General features: G+C 69.0%; 5 protein-coding genes. All 5 read right to left on the bottom strand.

The features are described 5' to 3' along the window. Nucleotides 1–324: 324 nt before the first annotated feature. From GRC12_RS41185 to GRC12_RS41165, 5 genes are read right to left on the bottom strand one after another with little or no spacing between them, the layout of a single operon-like run. Nucleotides 325–1,296, bottom strand: coding sequence for an N-acetylglucosamine kinase (locus GRC12_RS41185; protein ID WP_208785567.1), 972 nt, complete (start codon nt 1,294–1,296; stop codon nt 325–327). After that, nucleotides 1,287–2,552, bottom strand: coding sequence for a 6-phospho-beta-glucosidase (locus tag GRC12_RS41180; protein WP_208785566.1), 1,266 nt, complete (start codon nt 2,550–2,552; stop codon nt 1,287–1,289). Before GRC12_RS41180 ends, GRC12_RS41185 begins: the two co-directional genes overlap by 10 nt. Before the next feature lie 7 nt (nt 2,553–2,559). After that, the gene (locus tag GRC12_RS41175; RefSeq protein WP_208785565.1) at nt 2,560–3,453 is read right to left on the bottom strand and encodes a carbohydrate ABC transporter permease; all 894 of its coding nucleotides are present in this window, start codon (nt 3,451–3,453) and stop codon (nt 2,560–2,562) included. Between the two features lie 2 nt (nt 3,454–3,455). After that, nucleotides 3,456–4,424, bottom strand: coding sequence for a carbohydrate ABC transporter permease (locus GRC12_RS41170; RefSeq protein WP_208785564.1), 969 nt, complete (start codon nt 4,422–4,424; stop codon nt 3,456–3,458). 7 nt (nt 4,425–4,431) lie between these two features. Then, complete coding sequence (locus tag GRC12_RS41165) at nt 4,432–5,793, bottom strand: ABC transporter substrate-binding protein (RefSeq protein ID WP_208785568.1); 1,362 nt, start codon at nt 5,791–5,793, stop codon at nt 4,432–4,434. Between the last annotated feature and the right edge of the window lie 29 nt (nt 5,794–5,822).

The raw sequence follows: 5,822 nt of genomic DNA, 5'->3' as shown, positions 1-5,822 counted from the left end.
CGGTGGTACGGCCGGCATCGTGGGCACACCGGATCCCGGTGGCGCCGCGCTGCTCTTCGGCGGGTGTGTCACTGTTGACCTCCCCCATGGTCATCCTTCGCCGCAAGTATCGCCGCCGGGGCCGACATCCGCACCGGCCTTCACGGGATCTTGATCGGATCGCAGTGCCTTCGCCGTCCCACCGGCGCACGACACAGCGTCCCGCACCACCCCCTGCCCATGAATACGCCGACGGAATCCGTTCGGTTCCCGTGGGGTACGACCCGGATTCCAGCAGGGCACAGGGCATGTCGCCGAAGGGGCGCCCGCGGCGCGCGACGGACCCTAGCCCTCGAAACGGGCCCGCACCCGCTCGTGCACCTCCCTCTCCGCTCCCACCCGGTCGAGGCCCAGCAGCGCCGCGCCCAGCACCGGGCTCGCCGTGACCACTCGGGCCACCGCCTTCGGTGCGCGGACCGCCAGCAAGTCCCTGATGCCGTCGTTCAGTTGGGGGTGCTGGGCGGCCAGGACGCCGCCGCCGAGCAGGACCGGGGTCTCCTCCTCCAGCAGGTCCAGGCGGGTCAGCGCGACCGTGGCCATGGTCACCACCTCCTCCGCCAGCCGGTCCACCAGCGCGCGGGCGATCGGGTCGCCGTCCGCTGCCGTCGCGAACAGCACCGGCGTCAGCTCGTGCCGGCGTACCGGCTCGACCTCCTCCAGGTGCAGCGCCTCGATCAGCGCGAGCATGGTGGCGTAGCCGAAGTGGGCCGGGAGCGTGCGGACCAGCTCCGTCTCCTCGCCCCGGCCGTCCTCGGCGCGCGCGGCGTGCCACAGGGCCTCCTCCGCCAGGCCCCAGCCGCCGCCCCAGTCACCGGAGATCCGGCCGAGCGCGGGGAAACGGGCGGTACGGCCGTCGGGGCGCATGCCGACGCAGTTGATGCCGGCGCCGCAGACCACGGCGACCCCGCGCGGCTCGGTGATGCCCGCGCGCAGGATGGCGAAGGTGTCGTTGCGGACCTCCACCGACGTGCCCCACGCGCGCGCGTGCAGCGCGGCCGCCAACTGCTCCTCCTCGACGGGGAAGTCGGCGTTGGCGAGACAGGCGGAGACATGGTCGGCGGACTCCACACCGGCGGCTGCGAAGGCCCGGCCGACCGCGTCGCCCAGGGCGTCCACGGCCGTCTCCACGCCCACCACCGGGGGCCGGAACCCGCCGCCGCGGGCCGTGGCGAGGACGGTCCCGTCGTCCGCGACGACCGCCACGTCGGTCTTGCTGTTGCCCGCGTCGACGGCGAGGACACGTGCGGTCATGCCCACGCGAGGTGCTCCCGGTTGTGTGCGATCAGTCGGTCGGTGAGGTTCTCGGCGTACTCGTACTGGCCGATGAGGGGGTGGGCGAGCAGTGCCCGGAACACCCGGTCCCGGCCGCCCCGCAGCGCCGCCTCCAGGGCCAGCTCCTCGTAGGCGGTGACGTTCGCCGTCAGGCCCGCGTACAGCGGGTCCACGGTGGCCACCGGCAGCGGCGTCGCCCCCTTCACGCCGACCGCCGCCTGCGACTCGATCACCGCGTCGTCGGGCAGGAAGGGCAGGGTGCCACGGTTGTAGGTGTTCACCACCTGGTACGGCGATCCGCCCGCGCCCAGCAGCGAGGCCGCGAGGTCGACGGCCGCCTCCGAGTAGTACGCGCCGCCCCGTTTCGCGAGCAGCTCCGGCTTCTCGTCCAGGGCCGGGTCGCCGTACATCTTCAGCAACTGCCGTTCCATCTCGGCCACTTCGGCGGCCCGGGAGGGCTTGGTGCGCAGTTCGCGGACGACCTCGTCGTGCGCGTAGTAGTAGCGCAGGTAGTAGGAGGGGACCACGCCGAGGCGGTCGAGGATCTCGCGGGGCAGGTGCAGGTCGGCGGCGATGGCGTCGCCGTGCTCGGCCAGCAGCTTGGGCAGCGCGTTCTCGCCCTCGGGGCCGCCGAGGCGGACGCCGGTCTCCCAGGTGAGGTGGTTGAGGCCGACGTGGTCGAGGTGGATGTCGGCGGGCGAGACGCCGAGCAGGTTCGCGAACCTGCGCTGGAAGCCGATCGCCACGTTGCACAGGCCGACCGCCTTGTGGCCCGCCTGCAGCAGCGCGCGCGTGACGATGCCGACCGGGTTGGTGAAGTCGATGATCCAGGCGTCCGGGCTGGTACGGCGCACCCGTTCGGCGATGTCCAGCACCACCGGCACCGTGCGCAGCGCCTTGGCGAGGCCGCCCGCGCCGGTGGTCTCCTGGCCGACGCAGCCGCACTCCAGCGGCCAGGTCTCGTCCTGCTCGCGCGCCGCCTGCCCGCCGACGCGCAGCTGCAGCAGCACCGCGTCGGCGCCCTCGACGCCGGCGTCCAGGTCGGAGGTGGTGACGATGCGGCCGCTGTGGCCCTGCTTGGCGAAGATGCGCCGGGCGAGCCCGCCGACCAGCTCGAGGCGCGAGGCGGCCGGGTCGACCAGCACCAGCTCCTCGATGGGCAGGGTGTCGCGCAACCGGGCGAAACCGTCGATGAGTTCGGGCGTGTAGGTCGACCCTCCGCCGACCACGGTGAGTTTCATGAAGTGTCTAACCCTTCACTCCGGTGAGCGTGACGCCTTCGACGAACGCCTTCTGGGCGAAGAAGAACACGAGGATCACGGGGGCCATGACCAGCACGGTCGCGGCCATGGTGAGGTTCCAGTCGGTGTGGTGCGCGCCCTTGAAGGACTCCAGGCCGTAACTCAGCGTCCACGCGCCCGGGTTCTCCGAGGCGTAGATCTGCGGGCCGAAGTAGTCGTTCCAGGCGTAGAAGAACTGGAACAGGGCGACGGCGGCGATGCCCGGTTTGGCCATCGGGATGACGACCTTGAGCAGGGTGCGCAGATCGCCGCAGCCGTCGACCTTGGCCGCGTCGACGTACTCGTTCGGGATGGTCAGCAGGAACTGGCGCAGCAGGAAGATGGAGAACGCGTCGCCGAAGGCCATCGGGATGATCAGCGGCCACAGCGTGCCCGACAGGTCCAGCTGCTTCGCCCAGAACAGGTACATCGGGATGATGATCACCTGTGGCGGCAGCATCATCATCGAGATGACCAGCATCAGGGCGAGACTGCGGCCCCGGAAGCGGAACTTGGCGAGCGCGTAGGCCACCGGGATGGAGGAGACGACGGTGAGGACCGTCCCGAGTCCCGCGTAGATCAGCGTGTTCTTCCACCAGGTGAGGAAGCCCGGGGTGTCGAAGACCTTCTTGTAGTTGGCCCACTCCCAGGTGTGCGGGATCAGGTCCCGGCTGAGCGCCTGGCTGTCGCTCATCAGCGAGGTCAGGAACACGAACACGAACGGCAGGGTGAAGAAGAGGGCGGCCGCGACCCCGAGGGAGTGGATGGCGATCCACTCGAAGAGCGACCTGCGGCGGGCCGTGCGCTCGGCCGGGGAGACCGGCGCGTGCACCTGCACCGGCTTGTCCAGTACTTGGGCCATGGTCAGTCACCTGCCAGGTTGAGACCGCCCCGGCGCCGCATCAGGAACGCGGTGAACACCATGGACAGGACGAACAGGACGAGGGCGACGACACACGCGGAGCCGTAGTCGAAGCGCTGGAAACCGAGGTTGTAGACGAGCTGGGGGAGGGTCAGCGTGGACTTCTCCGGGTAGCCGGGCTCGAACTGGGTGCCGGCGCCCTGGATGACGCCGGAGGCGACCTTCCCGGCGATCAGCGGCTGGGTGTAGTACTGCATGGTCTGGATCACGCCGGTGACGACCGCGAACATCACGATCGGCGAGATGTTGGGCAGGGTCACGTACCGGAACCGCTGCCAGGCCGAGGCGCCGTCCAGCTCGGCGGCCTCGTACTGCTCCTGCGGGACGTCGAGCAGCGCGGCCATGAAGATGACCATCAGGTCGCCGATGCCCCACAGGGCGAGCAGGGTGAGGGCCGGCTTGGACCAGGTGGGGTCGTTGAACCAGCCGGGGGCCGGGATGCCGACCTTCTCCAGGATCGAGTTGACCGGGCCCGTACCGGGGTTGAGCAGGAACGCGAACGCCATCGTCGCGGCCACCGGCGGGGCGAGGTAGGGCAGGTAGAACAGGGTGCGGAAGACCCCCGCGCCCGTCTTGATCTTGGTGATCAGCAGGCCGACGCCCAGCCCGAAGACGACCCTGAGGGTCACCATGACGACGACCAGCCACAGGGTGTTGCGCAGGGCGGGCCAGAAGTAGGGGTAGTGCTCGAAGACGTACGTCCAGTTCTTCGTGCCGCTCCACGTCGGCGCCTTGAAGCCGTCGTAGTGCATGAACGAGAAGTAGACCGTCGAGATCAGCGGGTACGCGAAGAAGACCGCGAAGCCGATCAACCAGGGCGACATGAAGGCGAGGGTGCGAAGCGCCTGCTTCCGCTGCTTCGCGGCGAGGCCGGGGGAGCGGCGCTTCGACGCCAGGGTGATGATGCTCATCGTCGGACTACTTCGCCTGCGCGATGTCCGTGTCGATCTGCTTGGCCGCGCTCTCCAGGCCGGCCTTGAGGTCGGTGACCTTCCCGCTCTCGTAGTCGTAGCCGAGGTTCTGGATGGTCACCAGGTACGAGCCGCCGTTGATCGAGGCGGGGCTGGTGTTCGAGTTCGGGTTCGCCGCGATGTCGAGGAAGGTCTTGAAGCGCGGGTCGTACTTCAGCTTCGGGGACTTCAGGGCGGCCAGCGTGGAGGGCACGTTGTGGATGCCGTTGGAGAAGTTCACCACCGCGTCGGTGTCCGTGGTGATGTACTTGACGAACTCCCAGGCCGCGTTCTGCTTCTTGCTGGTGGCCGCGATACCGGCGATGGTGCCGGTGATGTAGCCCTTGCCGTACTGGCTTGCCTGGTCGTCGGGGACGGGCAGCGGGGCGACGCCGATGTCCAGCTTCGGGTTGGCCTCCGTGGCCATCCCCAGCCGCCACTCGCCGTCGAGCTGCATGGCGACCTGGCCGGTGTGGAAGGGGTGCTTCTTGCCCCACTCGTCGCCGAGCGTGGAGCGGTAGGTCTCCAGCTTCTTGAAGCCGCCGAGTTCGTCGACGAGCTTCTTCTGCAGCTGGAATCCGGCGGTGAACGCCGGGTCCTTGGCAAGGTTGGACTTGCCGTTCTGGTCGAAGTACGTCGGCGAGAACTGCGCGAAGTAGTGCTCGGTCGTCGTCTCCCAGCCGTGGTAGTCCGGCATGAACCCGAGCTGCTTGTAGGTGTCGCCCTGGGGGATCGTCAGCTTCTTGGCGTCGGCCTCGAACTCCGACCAGGTCTTCGGCGGGCCAGCGATGCCGGCCTTCTTGAACTCGGTCTTGTTGTAGTAGAGGCCGTACGCGTCGCCCAGCAGCGGCACCGTGCAGCGGTCGCCGTTGAACTGGGTGTACTCGTTCATCGCCTTCGGGAACGTCGTCGCCGGGTCGATGCCGTCCTTCTTGAAGAACGGGTTGAGGTCGACCAGCGCGCCCGAGGAGCAGAACTTGCCGACGTTGTTGGTGGTGAAGGAGGAGATGACGTCGGGCGCCTTGTCGCCGCCCGTGCGCAGCGCCTGGTTGATCTTGTCGTCCGTCATGTTGCCGACGACGTTCACGTGGATGTTGGGGTGGGCCTTCTCGAAGCCGGCGATCAGCGACTTCACGGCCGCCACCTCGTTCGGCGCGCTCCAGGCGTGCCAGAAGTTGATGGTCGTGTCCTTGGAGGCGTCGTCGCTCGCACCCGAGCTCGACTGTCCGGTACAGGCGGTGGCGAGGAGGGCGAGGGAGGCGGAGGCGGCGAGCGCGAGGGTCGCCTTCCGGGTCACTTCGGGGGCGACTTTCCTGGACTTTTCGGGCATGACGAGGTCTCCCAGGGGCGGGACGGGGT

Source organism: Streptomyces griseorubiginosus, from assembly GCF_017614965.1.
In the GTDB taxonomy this organism is placed as follows: Bacteria; Actinomycetota; Actinomycetes; order Streptomycetales; family Streptomycetaceae; genus Streptomyces; species Streptomyces griseorubiginosus_B.
This window is presented reverse-complemented; position numbering and strand designations above follow the sequence as displayed.

What these genes read in the sequence shown, in the direction of transcription:
- GRC12_RS41180 (WP_208785566.1), bottom strand. Translation starts at nt 2,552, where the DNA reads ATGAAACTCACCGTGGTCGGCGGAGGGTCGACCTACACGCCCGAACTC.
- GRC12_RS41175 (WP_208785565.1), bottom strand. Translation starts at nt 3,453, where the DNA reads ATGGCCCAAGTACTGGACAAGCCGGTGCAGGTGCACGCGCCGGTCTCC.
- GRC12_RS41170 (WP_208785564.1), bottom strand. Translation starts at nt 4,424, where the DNA reads ATGAGCATCATCACCCTGGCGTCGAAGCGCCGCTCCCCCGGCCTCGCC.
- GRC12_RS41165 (WP_208785568.1), bottom strand. Translation starts at nt 5,793, where the DNA reads ATGCCCGAAAAGTCCAGGAAAGTCGCCCCCGAAGTGACCCGGAAGGCG.